Here is a 17,792-nt window from a genome sequence, read left to right as displayed (position 1 = left end):
TCATGAAGTTCGAGCAGCAAGTCCTGTGGACCGTGCTCCCGGCGGGAATCCCGGCGGACGGCACCCGGCTCAAGGTATCGGTCTTCGTCACCCCACGACTGGGGGTCCCCGACCAGGATCCGGCCGAACCGCCGGAACGCGGCACGCTGCGGGCCTTCCCGGACTTCCGTGCCTGGCCCGACAGACTACGGGAAGCGACCTTCGAGTTCGGGCCCGGAGACGGTGATTCCCCCTCCTTCAGCGGCCACGTCCGACCGTCCGGCCCGGCCCCCGACTCCGCGCTGCCGCTGGAGATCGACACCAAGGTGCTGAAGGGCTCGCTGCCCCGCCTCAGGTACGGCCGTGGATACCGGGTCCGGCTGCGCACCGTCGACCTGGCGGGCAACGGCCTCACCCTGCGGGAAGCCGACGCCCTGATGGACCGGGAGCCCGAGGGCGACTGGGCCCTGCCCGGGGACGGGCCCCTGCCGTTCCGGAGGTTCGAGTCCGTGCCGGCCCCCGCCGTCGTACCCAGGCTGCCGCTCGACGAGGGCGCCTCGGTGTCCCGGCTGGTCATCCGCAGCACCCCCGGCAGCGCACCCGGCCCGGCCGGCGGCGCGGCCCCCGGCACCGGGACACGGACCGTCGTACTGGCCGACGTACAGCCAGGCATGACCAACGACGACGTACGCCTCGTCCAGCAGGCCCTGATCGCTCGCGGCCACCCCATCCCCGCCGGCGCGACCGGTCACTTCGGCTCACAGACCGGAAGGGCCTACGCCGCCGAACAGCGCGCACAGGGCTTCCGCGGCGGGGACGCCGACGGCGTCCCCGGCTGCCGGTCCCTCACGGAACTCGGCCGCAGCAGTGGATTCGCCGTCGACTGCGACACCGCCGCGGGCACTCCCGGCACGGTGGCGCGCCGGACCCCCGGGGACGAGGAACCGGCCCGGACCGCCGAACAGTACGCCGCCGACCTCAATGGCTCGCCGCTGGTCACCACAGGGGAGCACACCCCCTTCCACGGGGTCGACGAACGGCACCTCGTGGCTCCGAAGGCATCGCTGCAGTGCGTCGAACGGCACGGGCTGCTCGACGGGGCCATCGGTTCACGGGACCGCGCGGCCAGGGAAGCGGGCTACGATCTGGCGTCCCGCGAGAACGGGTCGCTCAACGATCCGAACCGGCCGGACGTCGAAGTGACACCGGTCGATTCGCCCGCCGCCGACCCGGAGCACCCCGCGGCGACCGCCCGGCACACCGGAGAACAGGTCGAACTGCCCTATCTGCGCGAGCCGCTGGCCACCGGCGTCCGGCTGTTCGATCTGCCGGGCATGCCGGAGGGGGAGCCGTTCGAGGTCCCGTGGGGAGGCAGCGTCTGGCACCGGCCCCTCTCGTTCCGGCTGCGGCTGGCGGAAGGCGATGCCCCGCCTCACTTCGACGAGTCGTCACGCGTACTGACCGTTTCGCTCCCCAAGGCCCGGGTCGCCACCGTGCGGGTGTGTTCCGCGGTCCGGTTCGACGAGTCGCTGATGGGCCTGGCCTCCTGGTGCCGCGAGCAGCCCGGCCCGCGGCCGGCCCCACAGGCCGCGCCCGAGGCCGGGGAGAGGGCGGCACGGCAGGCCGAGGAGGTGCGGCAGAGGGCGTCCACCGCGCTGGACATGGCGGCCGCCGGACGTCACTGGATGTTCACGCCCGGTCAGGAACTCACCCTGGTGCACGCGGTACAGCGTCCACTGAGACAACCCGTCCTGGACCTGCGGCCCACGGGGCAACGCCCCGAGAACGCCACGGCCGAGCACCTCGCCGGAACGATCAGGCTGGACCAGGGCAGCACCGACCGGGTCGAACTCGTCGCACAGTGGACGGACGTGACCGACGAGGGCGACGAGGGCCGCGTCGAGCGTCCGATGACCACACCGGTCTTCGGTCTCCTCACCGCGAAGCCGGCCCCGGCCGGCGACGGTGCCGACGTCGCACCGGTCACCCTTCAGGACGGCACCCTGGCCTTCAGCACCCCGGCCGCGCAGCGGGCGGGGAGCACGGAACCGAAGAAGCACGAGTTCGGCGACACCAAGCACCGCAGGGTGCTCTATCACCCGGTGGCCGGCACCAAGTTCGGCGAGTACTTCCCGTCCCGGCTCGCCGAACGCAACGCGAGCGCCCGGACCGTCCGGGGCGCGGCCGTGGAGCACTCGGTACCCAGCAGCGCCAGGCCCACCGTGCCCCGGGTGCTGTACTGCGTGCCCACGCTGTCCCTCGAGACCGCCGAAGGCCCACCCGGCACCGTCGTCCGGCGCCGCCGTGGCGGCGGCGTCCGGGTGTTCCTGCAGCGTCCCTGGTTCTCCTCCGGGGACGGCGAGCTCCTCGGTGTGGTGCTCGGGCCGGCAGCGGGCGCCGGCACATCCGCCCCGGACGCCCCGGAGGTGACCCTGATGGGCCGCGACCCCGTCCATCGCTCCGCGGACGTCGTCACCCCGACTGTGTCGACGTTCACCAACGCGGTGCGGCACGCCGAAGGGCTCACCCCCGTGACGCCCGCGGGGCCTTCCACCGTCACCGTCGTGGGCTTCGCTCCGCGGTTCGACGCCGAGGGGGACCGCTGGTTCTGCGACCTGGACCTGGACACCGGGGACGCCTGGCTGCCGTTCATCCGCCTGGCCCTGGTCCGCTACCAGCCGGACTCGATTCCGGGAGCCGAGATCTCACCGGTCGTGGTCACCGATCTGGTACGGACCCTGCCCGACCGTGAACTGCGGGTGAGGCTCGACGACGTGCCGATCGTCAGCGTCACCGGCCCGTCGTACGACCCGTCCGACTCCCCGCCGCCCCGGGTCACGGCGACCGTGCAACGGCGGAACGACGCCGTCACCGACGAGGACCTCGCCTGGGTGACGCTCCACGACACGACCGTGACGCTGACCTCGATCGACGCGGCTTCCACCAGGACCCCGTCCTACATCGGCCAGGTCCCTCTGCCCGGGGGAGCGCGGCGGGACCGACTGCGTCTGCTGGTCATGGAGACCGACGGAATTCCGCCCAATGCGGGAATTCCGCCCACCACGCCGGGGCCGGTGGTGTACTGCGACACCGTTCCCCTGGACGGAGACCGTCAACGCCGTGACCATCACGACGGTCGTGACCACCACTGGGGCGATCACGACTCTCGGCACTGACCCGGCGAACAGCCCCCGGCACCGGTCCACCGGACGTCTTCACGTGCGGTGCTCCGCCCGGAGGGATCCGGGCGACGCCCCCGGAGGGCTTCCTCGTACGTGTCAGTGGTGGGGACCGTGACGGCCGAGGGTCTCCACCGGGGTCGCGCCGGGGCGGGTCCACTGCGGTACGGGGCGGCTGGTCGGGCCCCAGGTGGCGTTCCCGTCCGCGTCCGAGCGCCAGGACCAGCACGGGGCGCCCCCCTCGGGCCGGCCCTCGGGGTTGTCCTCCCACGCCTCGCCGCGGCCGTAGGGCGTCATGTCGAGCAGGCCGAGGGAGCCGTTGACCCGCTCGTTGCCACGGCCCGTCGTGGAGTAGGTGAGGAACGCGCGGTCGCCGTCGCGGAGGAAGCAGGTCAGATACCCCATGTCGCCGCCGACCGGCGGGTCCACGCCGCGCACCGAGTACCAGGGCTGGGTGTAGCCCATGAACGCGACATAGGAGGCCACCTCGTCCCAGGGGCCCGTGGTCAGGACGGCGAACGAGACGCCGCGGGCGTTGAGGTAGACGGCGTCCTTCAGGTGCCAGGCCGCGGTGGTGCAGCCTTCGCACTGCCCCTGGTGCGGCGCGCCGTCGTACCACATGTGCTTGTAGACGATGAGTTCGCCGCGCCCCTGGAACAGGTCCAGGAACGGGACCGGGCCGTCGGGTCCGACGACCTCGACCGTGCCGTCGAACTCCACCATCGGCAGCCGGCGGCGGGCCGCGGCGATGGCGTCGCCCTCGTGGGTGTGGGCCTTCTCGCGGACCAGCAGCTCGTCACGTGCCGCCTGCCAGGTGGCCAGGTCGACCACGGGCGGGCGTCCGGACAGCGCGGTGGCCGGGTCTTCCGGTGTGGTCGTCATGGTGTCCTCCGTGGTGCCTCGTGCCGGACGGCGCTTACGACGGTCACCAGAGGAGACTCGCGGCGGGGCCGGAACTCATCGCGGAGGGACGTTCCCGTGCCGCCGCGGCACGGAGGGAAAGCCGGAAGCCCTGTGGTCACCCCCCAGGGAGACGTGTCCCGGTCCGGGACGTGTCCGGGGTGTGGCCGTGCGTCCTCATCAGCTCCTCGGCCTTGTCCCGTGGCCGGCCGCTTCGTCACCGGGCTCCTCGGCCCGGCTGGCGCCCGCACTCCCGACACCCGTGGGCGCGCTTCTCGCGTCCGCGGCCGGCGCCGGACCGCACGACCTGGCGGGGCCGCGCCGGCACCGCCCCTAGCGCTCCGCCTCGGTGAAGCGGTCCAGGCCGAGCACGGCGAGCAGCCGCAGCTTCTCGTGGCCCTCGGTGCGCGGCGGAGCCGTGAGCACGAGCAGCGTCTGGGACTGGTCCTCGGTGAACAGCGCCTGGCAGTCCAGCTCGATCGCGCCGATTTCGGGGTGGATGAGCGTCTTGTGGTCCTCGAACCGCTGTGCCACCTCATGGCGGGCCCACAGTCCGGCGAACTCCTCGTTCGCCTTCTGGAGGGCGCGCACGAGCTCACCGGCCCGCGAGCGCGGGCCGCGCAGCCCATGGGCGGCGCGCAGGCTCGCGACCTGGGCGCGGCTCTGCCGGGCATGGTCGGCCTCGGGATAGACCGACCGTTCCGCGGGGTCGGTGAACCAGCGGTAGATCGCGCTGCGGGCGAGCCCCGTGTGCTTCGACGCGTCCCCGAACAGGGCGGCGGCCATCCTGTTCTGCACCAGCGTCTCGCCGAGGTCGGTCAGGACGAGCGCCGGGGTGTCGTCGAGCCGGTCCAGCACCCGCAGCAGCGCGGGAGCGACATGCGGCGAGGCCGACAGCGACACCGGTGCGTTGTGCCCGGCCACCCGGTACAGGTAGGTGCGCTCGTCGGCCGTCAGCCACAGCGCCCGGGCGAGCGAGGCCAGCATGTGCTCGCTGGGCTGCGGCCCGCGCCGCTGCTCCAGCCGGGTGTAGTAGTCGGTCGACATCACGGCCAGCGACGCGACCTCCTCACGCCGCAGGCCCCGGGTCCGCCGGCGTACGCCTGTGGGAAGGCCGAGGTCCTCCGGTCGCAGCGCCTCGCGGCGGTGGCGCAGGAAGTCGGCCAGAGCTGCACGGTCCATGGAGGCGATTATCGTCCGGCACCGGTGCCCGAACCAGGGATCGCCGGTCCCCCGACAACCGGTCTCTGCCCCCGCGGCGGCGGACCGGTGACGATCGGGTCATGAACATCTCCGGAAACACCATCTTCATCCCCGGCTCCACCAGCGGCATCGGTCTCGCCCTCGCCCTCGCGCTGAAGGCCAGGGGGAACACCGTCATCGTCGGTGGCCGACGCACCGAGCTGCTGGAACGGATCGCGGCCGAGCACCCCGGCATCGACACCGTGCGGATCGACACCACGGACGCCGCGAGCATCGCCTCCGCCGCCCAGCAGGTGCTGGACAGTCACCCGGACCTCAACGTCCTCGTCACCATGGCCGGCGTGATGCGCGTCGAGGACTGGCGCGATCCCGCGTCGTTCCTCGCCTCCGCGGAGTCCACGGTGACGACGAACGTGCTCGGTCCGATCCGTCTGATCGCCGCCTTCGTCGAGCACCTGCGGGCGCGGCCGGACGCCACGATCATGACCGTCTCCTCGGGCCTGGCCTTCGCGCCGCTCAAGGCCACGCCGAGCTACAACGCGTCGAAGGCGGCGATCCACATGCTCAGCGAGTCCATCCGGCTGCAGTTGGCCGGCACCTCGGTGAAGGTCGTGGAACTCGAACCGCCGTCCGTCCGCACCGCGCTGCTGCCCGGGCAGGAGGACAACGAACACGCCATGCCGCTCGACGAGTTCGTCACCGAGGTGATCGGTCTGATCGAGACCCGGCCCGACGCGAAGGAGATCCAGGTCGAGCGCGTGAAGTTCCTGCGCTACGGCGAGGCCCGCGGCGACTACGACCAGGTCGTCGAGACGCTCAACGGCACCGACCCGCACGGGAAGTAGGCCACAACCTCTCGCCGTCCGCCGGGCGCGTGGCTCCTCAGCTCATGCGGATCACCGCGTACGTCTCGCCGTCCCCCGGCGGCCGTGTCCAGGAGCGGGTGGTGAACGTGTGCAGCCGGCCGTTCACGATCGCGTGGCGCGGCAGCCGCGCGCCGAACTCCCCGGACACCGCTTCCAGCAGCGGCCGTTCCGCCTCGGCGGCGTCCTCCGGAGCACCGAAGAACCGGCTCGGGTCCAGTGCCCGCGGTATGTCCCCGCTGCGCCGGACCTCTCCGTCCGTGTAGGTGAACGCGTACTGCTCGACGCCGTCCCGCGCCACCGAAAGGTGGAAGAACGGCTCCCCGTACCATGCTCTGAGGCCACTCCACACCACCACCGCGCGGGTGCCCGCGCCGGCGGCCGGGGCGGGGGAGACGAACCGCCGCCGGTCGAACGGGGCGGGGTCGCCGTCGAAGGCGAAGCTCCAGCCGCTGCCGGCCCGGCCGACCGCCATGAGCGCCCTGTCGTCGTAGGACGAGAACTCCCTCCGGTTGTGCAGCAGCCTGCTGCGCGCGTCCCAGAGGGTCATGGGTTCGTTCAGCACCGTGTCGTCCCCGTCCGCCAGGCGGGCCGGCAACTCCTCCGGCTCTACCCCCTCCACCAGGACGAACCGGTAGGACGTACGGTTGTTTCCGGGGTCGAGCTCCGCGAGCCAGGCCAGACCGCCCGGGTCGATCCCGGTCCTCGGCCCCGGTGCCTCGCCCTTCTGCCCGCCCCTCGGAGTGGACAGCAGTTCGCGGCCCCGCTCCGGGGTCAGCAGCGGTCCGAGCACGGGGTCGGCCACCCACCCCAGCGGCGCCAGGAGGTCCGGCCCCGGCGGCTTCCACAGGGGCAGGGCGTCCATCAGGGTCCGCCATGCCCCGTCGGTGTCCCCCCACCGCGCCAGCTCCCGGGCCCGCTCCACCGCTTCCCCGAACGGCCCGGCCGCCGTGTACCGGTAGGTGCCGCCGCGCACCCGCTCCAGCGTCGCGTAGGCCAGGGACACCAGGTCCTCGTCGGCGCCCCGCAGGTGGAACGTCAGCGTGGAGTCGTCCCGGTACGGGTGCGCCGCGTGCTCGGCGACCAGGGACGGCAGCAGTTCGGGCGCGTACCGGGGGTCCGTCACCAGGCCGTCGAAGTACCCCATGGAGGTCCGGCCGAGCAGGAGGTGTATCTGGTCGCCCAGCCCGGCGGCCCGCGGCCTGTTGTACCCCTTGGCCTCGTTCAGCGCCTTCGCGGCCCGCTCCCAGCCGCCGCGCAGCGCCTCCAGCCGGGCCTCCTCCACCGCGGCGTCCAGCTTCCGCGTCGTGTCGTTGACGAACTCCGGCTTCCCGTCGCCCGGACGGGCCCGCAGGCTGTGGAACTCCCGGTGCATGTCCCGCATGAACGCGAGGAAGCTCGCGTGCCGTTCGGGCGGCGCGGCCCGCCAGCTCGCCCACGTGTACACGGCCCACTCGCCGTCCTCGTCCACGTCCTCGGGATCCAGCAGGACGTAGGTGACGTCGGACTCGACGTCGAGCTGCAGCCCGCGCCGCCAGATGTCCACCTCCAGCCGCTCCTCGGGCCCGGCGTCCTCGTCCAGGTCCCCCTCGAACATGGCGGCGAGTCCCGACTCGTCGTCGTGCCAGCGCGCGTCCGCGGTCCCCGCCAGCAGCGACACGAACCCGCCCGCGTGCCGCCACCCGTCACTGACCTTCAGGAACTCCCGGTACGAGGGCGGCATCCGCCGGCCGAGGCGCTTCTCCAGGGCCGCGATCCGCTCCTCGGACGCGGGCGGGAAACCCAGCCACCGCGCCCGCCGGGCGGCTTCGTCCGCATCGTCCCGCGCCTCGCCGTCCGGCAGGGAATCGGCCCACTCCCCACTCCACTCGAGCAGGAACGGCCGCCAGTCGAAGGATGAGTTCTCCGTCATGCTCCGATGCTGTCACCCACCACTGACAGTCCGCCGGGATCAAGAACTGTCCGGCGGGGCGCGGGCCGGGAGTTCTCAGCCGAGGACGACGTCTCCCGGGCGGGACGGCACGGCGTCCAGGGCGGAGAGCGTCGCCTCGTCGAGCGTGACCGCTCCCGCCGCCACGTTCGCCTCCAGGTGTCCGGGGTCGGCCGTGCCGGGGATCAGCAGGACGTTGGGGGAGTGGTGGAGCAGCCAGGCCAGACCCACCTGCGCGGGTGTGACGCCCAGCTCACGCGCGGCGGAGCGCGCGGCGGGCTCGTCGGTCACCTTCGGCATACCGGCGAAGGCGCTGCCGAGAGGGAAGTACGGTACCCAGGCGACACCCTCCTCCTGGCACAGGCGGAGCATGTCCTCGTCGTCGCGGGCCAGCAGGCTGTAGGCGTTCTGCACGCAGGCGATGCCCGCGGGCAGGGCGCTGCGCAGGACGTCCAGGGAGACACTGCTGAGACCGATCGCACCGATCTTGCCCTCGTCGCGCAGCGCGGTCATGACGGCGAGCTGGTCGTCGAGGGGGACGACCTGGTCCCCTTCGGCGCGCAGACCGGGGCCGGTGTCCGTACGGCGGAGGTTGACCAGGGGGATCTGTTCCATCCCGAGAGCCGCCAGGTTGGCCTCCACGCCCGCCCGCAACTGTTCGGGGCGCTGCGCCAGGCGGAGAGGGAGCGGGCCGTCGGGGTCGGGCTCGGCGCCGACCTTGCTGACCACCATGACGCCGTCCTCGGGGCGAACGGCCTCGCGGATGGCCTCGTTGACGAAGCCGTGGCCGTAGAACTGGGCGGTGTCGATGTGGTCGATTCCCAGCTCGACGCAGCGGCGCAGCAACGCGACCGCCGCCGCGCGGTCGCCATGGAGACGTTCCAGCTGCATCGCGCCGAAGCCGATCCGGGAGACGGTACGGCCCGCGAGCCGTCCGGTACCACCGGCGTGCGGCGTGCCGGACGCGGTGACCTGAGAAGAACGGGCGGGGGAAACCATGGGTGCTGCCCTCCGTGTGGGACCATGGGGAAGGAAAACGGAGTGACTCCGTTTCGCGTATCACCGTAACACTAACCGGAGGTCCTCCGCTTTGTCTGGGTCCGACTCCCCTGCCACCGGCCGCGACGCGGCGGCCCCGGACCGGCCGGCGCGCGCCGACGCGCGGCGGAACCGCGACAGACTGCTCGCCGCCGCCCGGGAAGCCTTCGCCGCCACACCGGACGCCGTCCCGCTGGACGCGATCGCCCGTGCGGCCGGCGTCGGCATCGGCACGCTGTACCGGCACTTCCCGACCCGCGAGGCGCTGGTGGAGGCCCTCTACGCCGCCGAACTCGACGAGGTCGTCTCCAGCGCTCCGGCGCTCCTCGCCGAACTCGAGCCCCCGGCCGCCCTGCGTGCCTGGATGACCAGGTACGCGGAGTTCTTCAGGATCAAGCGCGGCATGTCCGACACGCTGCGCGCGGGCTGGGCCTCGGGCAGCATCGCCACGCCCGCCACACGTGAACGCATCACGGCCGCCATCGCCGAGATGCTGAGCAGCGGCGCGGAGGCCGGCTCGCTGCGCTCGGACGTCGATCCCGACGACGTCACGATGATGCTCCTGGGCGTCTTCCTCTCGACCACGGCGATCGACTCGCCGGAGAGGGTCGGCCCGCTCCTCGACCTGCTGGTCGACGCACTGCGCCCGGCCCCGGGACCGAACGGCCGCTGAAGTCCCCCCGCCGGGCCGCCCGGTTCAGGCGCGGGCCGCGGGGGAGTCCTGCTCCAGGCGGGTGCGCAGTGTGGCGGCGAAGTCCTCGGCGCGGGCGAGCTGGACGCGGAGCCTGGCGACCTGCTCGCCGGCGGCCCGCTCGTAACCGCGGACGCGCTCCAGCAGGTTCTCCCGCTCCCCGGCGCCGAGTTCCGTACCGGCGTCGAGGCGGTCGGTGGCGTCCAGCAGGTCGCGCATCTGCTCGAGGGAGAAACCGAGCGGCTTCATGCGGCGGATCACCATGAGCCGCTGTACGTCGTTGTCGGTGTAGAGGCGGAAGCCGCCCTGGGAGCGGGCGGAGGGGATGACCAGTCCGGCCTCCTCGTAGTGCCGGATCGTGCGCAGGGACAGCTCTGTACGCGCGGCGACCTCGCCGATCTGCATGTGCTTGCCGTCCACGCCCGTGTCCCCGGTCCTTCCCCTTGTGGCGGACCGCGTCCCGCGCGACCCCACCGATCTCTACTCTAACGTTAGGGTAGAGTTGTCGGCGGTGAGGGCGGCCCGGCTGCCCCGCTGCCGCTGTTCCGGGGCCGATGGCGCCCCCGGCGAAGATCCGATTCCCGCAGGAGAGAGCGTGCGCGAGCCCATGACGCCGATCGCCGCCGCCTGCCCGCCGTGACCCTTCGCCCTCGGATGTGAGCCGCCCGGCCGCCCGCGCGCGCCGCCTCGCCTCGCGTCCCCCTTTCGACTTCCGGCCCGCCCCGCGGGCCGTCCGCGGGGCACCGGCCCGGCCCCCGCGCGTCCTTCCCGCACGCCCCGGCCTGCCGACGGGGTGTGCCCGAGCACGACAGGTGTACATCCTCTTGTCCTCCGCTGCTGTGACCCCCGCCGCGCGGCTGCGCGGCCTCAAGCCGGACTGGCTGAACGACCCGAAGGTCTGGCGCACCGAGGTGCTGGCCGGCCTGGTCGTCGCCCTGGCCCTGATCCCCGAGGCGATCTCGTTCTCGATCATCGCCGGTGTCGATCCCGCGATCGGCCTGTTCGCCTCCTTCACGATGGCCGTGACGATCGCGGTCGTCGGCGGCCGGCGGGCGATGATCTCCGCCGCCACCGGCGCCGTCGCCCTGGTCATCGCGCCCCTGAACCGCGAGCACGGCTTCGGCCACCTGGTCGCCGCGGTGATCCTCGCCGGTGTCTTCCAGGTCGTCCTGGGCGCGCTGGGGGTGGCGAGGCTGATGCGGTTCGTCCCGCGGTCGGTGATGGTCGGTTTCGTCAACGCGCTCGCCATCCTCATCTTCATGGCCCAGGTTCCCGAGATGCGGAACGTGCCCTGGGCGGTCTACCCGCTGATCACCGCCGGGCTGGCGCTGATGGTGTTCTTCCCCAGGGTCACCACCGTGATCCCGGCGCCGTTGGTCTCCATCGTCGTCCTGACCGTCGTCACGGTCGCGGCCGGGATCGCCGTGCCGACCGTCGGTGACAAGGGAGCCCTGCCGTCCTCGCTGCCCGTGCCCGGCCTGCCGGACGTGCCGTTCACCCTGGACACCCTGACGACGATCGCCCCGTACGCGTTCGCGATGGCGCTGGTCGGTCTGATGGAGTCGCTGATGACCGCGAAACTGGTCGACGACCTCACCGACACCCACTCCGACAAGACCCGGGAGTCCATCGGCCAGGGCGTCGCCAACATCGTCACCGGCTTCTTCGGCGGCATGGGCGGATGCGCCATGATCGGCCAGACCATGATCAACGTGAAGGTCTCCGGAGCCCGCACCCGTCTGTCGACGTTCCTGGCGGGGTCCTTCCTGATGGTGCTGTGCATCGTCTTCGGCCCTGTCGTCTCCGACATCCCCATGGCCGCCCTGGTCGCCGTCATGGTGATGGTGTCGTTCGCGACGTTCGACTGGCACTCCGTCGCCCCGAGGACGCTCCGGCGGATGCCCGCGGGGGAGATCACCGTCATGGTGGTCACCGTGGCCTGCGTCGTGGCCACCCACAACCTCGCCGTCGGTGTCGTCGCCGGGTCGGTCACCGCCATGGTCGTCTTCGCCAAGCGCGTCGCCCACCTCGCCGAGGTCACCGCCGTCACCGACCCCGACGGCACCACCGTGGTCTACCGGGTCACCGGCGAGCTGTTCTTCGCCTCCTCGAACGACCTGGTCGGCCGGTTCGACTACGCGGGCGACCCGGCGACGGTCGTCATCGACCTGAGCTCGGCGCACATCTGGGACGCCTCCTCCGTCGCGGCCCTGGACGCGATCGAGGCCAAGTACGCCCAGCGCGGCAAGACCGTCGAGATCACCGGCCTCAACGACCCGAGCGCCCGGCTCCACGGCAGGCTCAGCGGTGAACTGGCCGCCGGCCACTGACCGCACACGGCCGGCGGGCCGCACCCACCTGGACGGCGGAGGCGTGGTTCACACGAAGGCGATGGCCGCTCCGGTCGCGACCGAGGCTTTCGCGGCCCGCAGGAGCTGCAGGCAGACGTACGACTCGACACCGTGCCGCCGCCATCCTTCCGCGGCGGGTTCCTCGGCGTCGGCGGCTTCGAAGACCTCCTCGGAGTGCGGATCCAGGTCCTCGGGAAGGCCGAGGGCTTCGGCGAGCCGCCGGGTCTCCGCGAGCAGCCGTACCGACGAGCCGAGGCAGCCACCCGGGGCCTCGTCGTCGACGATGACGTGGGCGAAGTCGACGGGGACGTAGTAGCCCCCGCAGTCCGAATGATGGACGAGGTGGTCGAACGGTCCCGGAGGATCACCGGGAGGAGTCTCGTAGACCTCGCGCAGGAGCGGGTCGTCGACCGCATGTGAGCCCTCGTCCAACGGCTCGGGCAGGCGCCCGCCCGCCGCCAGGTGGACGGCGAGACGGCGAACGGTGTGCAGGCCCGAGTAGCCCCACGCCTCGAACTCCTCGCTCCTCGCCCCGGCCGGATCGGGCTCGGCCCACCGCGGCAGTCCCGCACGCTCCAGCAGCCCGCCGATCGCGGCGAAGTCGGCGCGGACCATGCCGGCGTGGTCGTCCTCGGCGTCGACGAGCACACCGACGACCATGTTCAAGCCCATGGCCTCATTCTGGCACCGGTACGACGGCGCGCCGTCCGCCCTCCGGCGACGACGGGTCCGCGCCGGCGGCCGATCGCGGGACCGGCACGACCGTGTGCGGTGAAACCGCGTGACGGGGGTACCGGCTGGATGACGCGTGACGGTGCGGCTCGGGAGGGCGACGATGGAAGAGACGGTTCAGTTGCGACAGCTCAGGGCCGTGTATGCGAGCGGTGTGGCCGCCTGGACCCTCTGCCTGTTGCTGACCCTGGTTCAGGAACACGGGTCGGCACGGCAGGTCGTGGTGTTGCTGGGCCTGCTCGCCGCCTTCCTCGTCCTGCTGCTGTGGTCGACCTGGTGCCTCTGGGAAGCCGAGAGGCGCCGTTCGCAGGACCGGCAGGGAGACATGGCGGACACGCGGCTCGAGCGGTCCTGACGGGAACGGCGGCAGGCCCGGTGCGGGCGGATCCGCGGACGAACGACGACCAGGGCGGTGCCGTCGCGTCCGTCGGCCGCACCGAGGAGGGGGAGGGCGTCGCCCGGTGGGCGGGACACCACGTCCCGGCCGGGTTCTCGTACGGGGCTGCCGGCCGGCAAGTCCGGGTCCCCCGGCGCGTCTGTGAGCGCGACGGCCGGGCATACGGGCTTCATCCCTATGAGAGGAGCCCGTTCATGCTCGGTATGGTCGCGGCGGTGCTTTTCTTCATCGCGTTCCTGATCAACGCGGCGGAGATCGGCACCAACGACGTGTTCTCTTCGGTGAACGTCATGCTGCTGGGGCTGACCGCCCTGGCCCTGCACGTGGCGGGAGTCGGGACCGGCTGGTCCCGCCGGCGCTGACCCGGTCCCGCGCGGGTGCGGTGCGGGTGTCACCGGGCCCGCGCCGTCCCGCCCGCCGCGGACGACAACGGCCTGTGAGACGGTCTTTCAGCCGATGCGAACCCCCGTGCCGCCGACCCGGACGCGCGGGTCACCCGCGCGCAGCGTCACCGTGAGCCGGCCCGGACGGCCCAGGTCCTCGCCCTGGTGCAGGGTGAGAACGGCGTCCTCGGGAACGAGGCCGAGCTCACGGGCGTACGCCCCGAACGCGGCGGCCGCGGCGCCGGTCGCCGGGTCCTCGACGACGCCGCCGACGGGGAACGGGTCACGGACGTGGAAGACGGTGGCCGACTCCCGCCACACCAACTGGACGGTGGTCAGGTCCAAGCGGTGCATGAGGGTTTCGAGGCGCGCGAAGTCGTACGAGAGATCCGCGAGGCGGGCGCGCGTGGCCGCCGCGAGAACGAGATGACGGGCGCCGGCGAACGCGATACGGGGCGGGAAGGCCGGATCGAGATCGGCGGCCGGCCAGCCCAGCGCGGCGAGCGCCTCCGCGAGGCCGGCGTCGGCGATCTCCTCGACGTGCGGCTCCACGCTGGTGAGCGTGGCCCTGACCGTCCCGCCCTCCTCGGTCACCTCCACCGGCACGGTGCCGGCCCGCGTCGCGAACACCAGCTTCCCCGGGCCCGTCCGCTCGGCGAGCGCGACGGCGGTCGCGACGGTGGCGTGCCCGCAGAACGGCACCTCGGCCTTGGGGCTGAAGTAACGGATGCCGTACGTACGTCCCCGCGGACCGTCGAGGTCCTCCGGGGGCGCGGTGAGGAACGCGGACTCCGAGTACCCGAGGCCGGCGGCGATGGCCAGCATCTCCCCGTCGTCCAGAGCGGTGGCGTCCAGAACGACGCCGGCGGGGTTCCCGCCGTCGGGACTGCTGGAGAAGGCGGTGTATCGCAGGACCTCGGGCCGCGGCGCGTTCGTCGTCATGCTCGCGGCAACACGGCGTGAGCCCGCGGCTATTCCTGGACGCGGGGGCGGCTCGCGCACAAGCGGTCGCCCGCCGGCGGTGGCGGTGGACGCGATGTCCGGCATGGCGGCCCAGGCGCGCCCGCCGCGGCGGGAGGAGACGAACGCGTACCACCGGGCCTCGCCACCAGGGGGATCCGCATCGTCACACGGGAGATACCGGCGCATGAGCGCGCCGTCAGCGTTTCCGTCCGGAGCCGGACGGACCGCCGGACCGGCGCTCTCGTTCCGCCGGCCCGGCCCGGCCGGGTGGAGCGTCCGCCGGGCATCCGGGGCCCGCGTCCCGCGGGACCACCTCACGCCACGCGGCGGGACCCTCGTCGAAGGATCCTTCGCACCGGCTGGGAGCCCGGCGGGCGAGGCGGTCCCATAAGCTCGTGCGGGGAAGCGTCGGATGCCAGGTGTGTGCCTTGAGGAGGCGACAGTGCTCGGAAGGAGCGCGCGGTTGCTCGCGGGTGCCGCGATCGTGGCCTGCATGGTGCTCCTCGGGCCCAGTGCGCCGAGCGGAGTCCCCTTCGCCCGGCCACTGCCCGACGGTGCCGTCGGCGACGTCGTGCCGAACCGGGTCATGACGTGGAACCTCTGCAACCCCTGCGAGACGAGCAACGTCGACCGGGCGGCGGAGATCGCCACGTACGCGCCCCAGGTCATCGGCCTGCAAGAAGCGTGCGTACGTGACGTCGAGAGGATCCGGGACTATCTGAGGCGCCTTTACGGGCTGGTGTACCACGTCGAGTACGGGACGGTCCTGCGGAACTGGGGCCGCTGCGGGGGAGTGCCGTGGAGTCCGGGAGGCTTCGGTCAGGCGATCCTCTCGGCGGCACCGATGACGGACCGCGTCCAGGCGGAGTACCCCGACGGAGGATCCGAGGACCGCGGGTACATGGCGGTCACCACCACGGTGGGCGGCCGGTCCGTACGGGTCTTCAACACGCACCTCGCCGAACGACGTCAGGAAGAGGTGAGGGCGGACCAGGCCGGTGTACTCGCCGAGGTCATCGCCCGGCACGACCGCGCGATCGTTCTCGGAGACTTCAACGCGGTGCCGGACGCTCCCGAACTCTCCCCGATCTGGGCACTGGCCGAGGACACGGATCCCCAGTGTCTGCCCTCGTACGCCGGCACCTGCGAGACGACCACCGACTGGCACAGCAAGTTCGACTACGTCTTCCTGCGGGGCGTCACCCCGCTCGACCACCACGTGGAGCCCACCCCGTACTCGGACCACCACATGCTGCACACCGACGTGGACATGAACTAGTGCTTCCCGCCGCCTTCACCGCCGCCGGCCTGGCCGAGAACCGGGTTCAGCGCGCCTGAACCCGCCGGATCACGCCAGTACATGGGTGGGTGCCCCCCGTCTTCGGACGGGGGGCACCCACCCATGTACTGGCGGTTCGCCCCGCGCGAGTCGCGCCGGCTGCCGGGCTGTTATGCGTGGGCGTGCCCGCGCCCGTGTCCCCGGCCGGTGAACAGCCGGTACAGCGCCAGCAGGATGACGGACCCGACGATGGCCGCGATCCAGGTGGACAGCTCGAAGAAGCCGTCGATCGAGTCGACCCCGAAGATCACCTTGCCGAGGAATCCTCCGAGCAGTCCTCCGGCGATACCGATGAGCATGGTGATGATGATTCCGCCCGGGTCCTTGCCCGGCATGAGCGCCTTGGCGATCGCTCCGGCGAGCAGGCCGATGACTATCCACGCGATGATGCCCATCACACACTCTCCTTGCAGTCGGTTCGCCGTACGTGTGTCCCCGAATCGCTTTTCCTAACCGACTCGTGTGCGGTCGGCGTGACTGGCTCGTATCAGGCCCCGCGTCGCCAACCTCCGCCGGGAAAGGGCGTTTTCGCGCTTTTCCGAGGGGCACACGGGTCGCCGGTCCGCCGTCGTCCGGCGGACGAGCGGCAATCGTCGAGGAGATGGGGATTCACATGCGTCGCAGGGGGACGAAGGTGGCCGCGATCACGGTCGCCGTGGTCATGGGGAGCGTGCTGACGGGGTGCGGGGACGACAGCGGGCCGGCGGGTGCGAAGGACGGTGCGTCGTCGAGCGCCGGCGGAAACGACGGGAGTCGGGACCGGAGCACGACAGCGGTACGAGCGGCCTACGAGAAGACGGCCGAAGCCGGGTCGGCCCGGATGACGATCAGGATGAAGCTCGCCGCGGAGGGCGAGACGATCACGTCGGAGGGCAAGGGCGTCCTCGATCTGGCCGAGGGCGACAGCGTCATGACGGTCGATGCGCAGGGCGAGAGCATCGAGCAGCGCGTGGTCGACGAGGTCCTGTACCAGAAGGCCCAGGGCCAGAACGCCCCGGGCGGCAAGCCCTGGATCAAGATCGACCTGCGGAAGGCCGCCGCCCAGCAGGGCGTGAACGACCCGCGGATCGGCGATCCGGCCAGGACCGCGGCCTATGCCGAGGCGATCACCGACAAGGACGTCACCGAGGTCGGCACCGAGAAGGTCGGCGGCGTCGGCACCACCCGTTACCGGGTCTCGGTGGACGTGACCGAGCTGCCGGGCGGTGACCGGATGCGCGAGCAGCTCGGCCCGACGCTGCCGATGCAGGTCTGGCTCGACGACGAGGGGCGGCTCCGTCGCCAGCGGGTGGACATGACCGTCAAGGCCCCGGCCTCCGCCTCCGCGAAGCCGGACGGCGGTGCGGCGCCGCGGCAGCTCACGATGAGCACCGTGATGGAGTTCTCGGACTTCGGCGCCGAGGCCGATGCCGAGGCCCCGCCGGCCGGACAGGTGGCCGACATGACGGACAAGGCCCTCCAGCGGGGCCGGCAGCAGGGCTGAGCCGCGGACGCCCGGCCGGTGGGAACGGCCGGGCGGGTCTCACCTCCTGACCCGCCGATGTCCTCGTACGGGCACAGGGAAGCCGGGGCGACCGGTGGGCCGTTGCTCCGCCCTCTCGCCCGGAGCCGTCACCGGTACCTCTGCCGCAGCGCGTTCTCCGTCATACCGTCCCAGGGCCCCGCACCTCGGCAGGTGCGTTCCGCCGCGCACGCGGGCTCCCGTCCTCCCCGCCGGCGTACGGTCGTCGAAGACGTCCCGTGGGCGGGGCGGCAGTCGGCTCCCCTCCTCGCGGACGTCCTGACGGACGGGAGCGGACGCCTGCGGGAGCGTCGCCGCCGCGGGGGTGCGGGAGAGGGGACAC

At 72.3% G+C, this 17,792-nt stretch carries 16 protein-coding genes; 8 read left to right on the top strand and 8 right to left on the bottom strand.

Features of this window, described 5'->3' with window-relative positions:
• Positions 1–2: 2 nt before the first annotated feature.
• The gene (locus IH50_RS38840; protein ID WP_030864892.1) at positions 3–3,155 is read left to right on the top strand and encodes a peptidoglycan-binding protein; all 3,153 of its coding nucleotides are present in this window, start codon (positions 3–5) and stop codon (positions 3,153–3,155) included.
• A 102-nt stretch (positions 3,156–3,257) separates the two neighbouring features.
• On the opposite strand, the gene IH50_RS0121980 is transcribed toward IH50_RS38840, so the two are convergent.
• Positions 3,258–4,040, bottom strand: a complete 783-nt coding sequence (locus IH50_RS0121980; protein ID WP_030864888.1) for a DUF899 family protein — start codon at positions 4,038–4,040, stop codon at positions 3,258–3,260.
• A 351-nt stretch (positions 4,041–4,391) separates the two neighbouring features.
• The gene (locus tag IH50_RS0121975) at positions 4,392–5,240 is read right to left on the bottom strand and encodes a helix-turn-helix transcriptional regulator (RefSeq protein ID WP_030864886.1); all 849 of its coding nucleotides are present in this window, start codon (positions 5,238–5,240) and stop codon (positions 4,392–4,394) included.
• Between the two features lie 101 nt (positions 5,241–5,341).
• Here IH50_RS0121975 and IH50_RS0121970 point away from each other — a divergent pair, with 101 nt between their 5' ends.
• The gene (locus tag IH50_RS0121970) at positions 5,342–6,106 is read left to right on the top strand and encodes an SDR family oxidoreductase (protein WP_030864882.1); all 765 of its coding nucleotides are present in this window, start codon (positions 5,342–5,344) and stop codon (positions 6,104–6,106) included.
• Between the two features lie 37 nt (positions 6,107–6,143).
• Here IH50_RS0121970 and IH50_RS0121965 read toward each other — a convergent pair whose 3' ends face one another.
• Together IH50_RS0121965 and IH50_RS0121960 are read right to left on the bottom strand one after the other, a co-directional pair.
• Positions 6,144–8,036, bottom strand: coding sequence for an SMI1/KNR4 family protein (locus IH50_RS0121965; protein ID WP_030864880.1), 1,893 nt, complete (start codon positions 8,034–8,036; stop codon positions 6,144–6,146).
• A 75-nt stretch (positions 8,037–8,111) separates the two neighbouring features.
• Positions 8,112–9,053: an aldo/keto reductase gene (locus tag IH50_RS0121960; RefSeq protein ID WP_030864877.1), complete on the bottom strand. Its 942-nt coding sequence runs from the start codon at positions 9,051–9,053 to the stop codon at positions 8,112–8,114.
• 91 nt (positions 9,054–9,144) lie between these two features.
• Between IH50_RS0121960 and IH50_RS0121955 the strand changes: the two genes are divergently transcribed.
• Complete coding sequence (locus IH50_RS0121955) at positions 9,145–9,765, top strand: TetR/AcrR family transcriptional regulator (RefSeq protein ID WP_030864874.1); 621 nt, start codon at positions 9,145–9,147, stop codon at positions 9,763–9,765.
• Positions 9,766–9,789: 24 nt separating this feature from the next.
• On the opposite strand, the gene IH50_RS0121950 is transcribed toward IH50_RS0121955, so the two are convergent.
• Positions 9,790–10,203: a MerR family transcriptional regulator gene (locus tag IH50_RS0121950; protein WP_030864872.1), complete on the bottom strand. Its 414-nt coding sequence runs from the start codon at positions 10,201–10,203 to the stop codon at positions 9,790–9,792.
• A 419-nt stretch (positions 10,204–10,622) separates the two neighbouring features.
• Here IH50_RS0121950 and IH50_RS0121945 point away from each other — a divergent pair, with 419 nt between their 5' ends.
• Positions 10,623–12,113 (top strand): SulP family inorganic anion transporter, encoded by a 1,491-nt coding sequence (locus tag IH50_RS0121945; RefSeq protein ID WP_037872668.1) that lies wholly within the window; start codon positions 10,623–10,625, stop codon positions 12,111–12,113.
• Positions 12,114–12,161: 48 nt separating this feature from the next.
• Here the strand turns inward: IH50_RS0121945 and IH50_RS38835 are convergent, their stop codons facing one another.
• A complete protein-coding gene (locus IH50_RS38835) occupies positions 12,162–12,806 on the bottom strand; it encodes a hypothetical protein (protein WP_051767404.1) in 645 nt (214 codons plus the stop codon).
• Positions 12,807–12,969: 163 nt separating this feature from the next.
• Here IH50_RS38835 and IH50_RS41070 point away from each other — a divergent pair, with 163 nt between their 5' ends.
• Positions 12,970–13,221, top strand: coding sequence for a hypothetical protein (locus tag IH50_RS41070; RefSeq protein WP_158801287.1), 252 nt, complete (start codon positions 12,970–12,972; stop codon positions 13,219–13,221).
• 236 nt (positions 13,222–13,457) lie between these two features.
• Positions 13,458–13,625: a hypothetical protein gene (locus IH50_RS42085; RefSeq protein WP_179167568.1), complete on the top strand. Its 168-nt coding sequence runs from the start codon at positions 13,458–13,460 to the stop codon at positions 13,623–13,625.
• An 87-nt stretch (positions 13,626–13,712) separates the two neighbouring features.
• Here IH50_RS42085 and IH50_RS0121925 read toward each other — a convergent pair whose 3' ends face one another.
• Complete coding sequence (locus IH50_RS0121925) at positions 13,713–14,588, bottom strand: PhzF family phenazine biosynthesis isomerase (RefSeq protein WP_030864861.1); 876 nt, start codon at positions 14,586–14,588, stop codon at positions 13,713–13,715.
• Between the two features lie 433 nt (positions 14,589–15,021).
• Between IH50_RS0121925 and IH50_RS0121920 the strand changes: the two genes are divergently transcribed.
• Positions 15,022–15,888, top strand: a complete 867-nt coding sequence (locus IH50_RS0121920) for an endonuclease/exonuclease/phosphatase family protein (RefSeq protein ID WP_030864859.1) — start codon at positions 15,022–15,024, stop codon at positions 15,886–15,888.
• A gap of 170 nt (positions 15,889–16,058) precedes the next feature.
• On the opposite strand, the gene IH50_RS0121915 is transcribed toward IH50_RS0121920, so the two are convergent.
• Entirely contained in the window at positions 16,059–16,343 is a 285-nt protein-coding gene (locus IH50_RS0121915; RefSeq protein ID WP_030864856.1) for a GlsB/YeaQ/YmgE family stress response membrane protein, read from the bottom strand.
• Positions 16,344–16,561: 218 nt separating this feature from the next.
• On the opposite strand from IH50_RS0121915, the gene IH50_RS0121910 reads away from it, so the two are divergent.
• Entirely contained in the window at positions 16,562–17,431 is an 870-nt protein-coding gene (locus IH50_RS0121910) for a hypothetical protein (protein ID WP_051767403.1), read from the top strand.
• Positions 17,432–17,792 lie beyond the last annotated feature (361 nt).

It is taken from the genome of Streptomyces sp. NRRL S-37, assembly GCF_000721605.1.
Classification (GTDB): domain Bacteria; phylum Actinomycetota; class Actinomycetes; order Streptomycetales; family Streptomycetaceae; genus Streptomyces.
Note: the sequence above shows the minus strand (reverse complement) of the source record. Positions and strands in the feature narration are given on the sequence as shown.